Origin of the sequence: Pseudoalteromonas sp. XI10 (assembly GCF_001469895.1) — a bacterium.
Lineage (GTDB): Bacteria > Pseudomonadota > Gammaproteobacteria > Enterobacterales > Alteromonadaceae > Pseudoalteromonas.
Genome location: NZ_LOPY01000046.1, coordinates 1 through 236, shown reverse-complemented (window position 1 = coordinate 236; position 236 = coordinate 1). Strand labels below are relative to the sequence as shown.

The window sequence follows — 236 nt, the reverse complement described above, 5'->3', positions numbered from 1 at the left end:
GCCTACCTTTGTGGGGAAGACGCACTCACCGGTAAATCATATGAACACCGCAGAGGGTGGGTTGAGGAGCGCCTGCTTTTTCTTGCAAAGATATTTTGCATTGATGTATGTGCTTATGCGGTGATGAGCAATCATACTCATCTTGTGCTTTATGTTGATGATAAAAAAGCAAATAGGTTATCGGATAAAGCCATTCTTTTACGCTGGTTTAAGCTCAGTAAAATGACCCCTTTAGG

Annotated in this window: 1 pseudogene; it reads left to right on the top strand. The window is 42.4% G+C overall.

What is annotated here, in order from left to right:
- Positions 1 to 236: pseudogene (locus AUR67_RS11825) on the top strand (transposase); the annotation flags it as partial.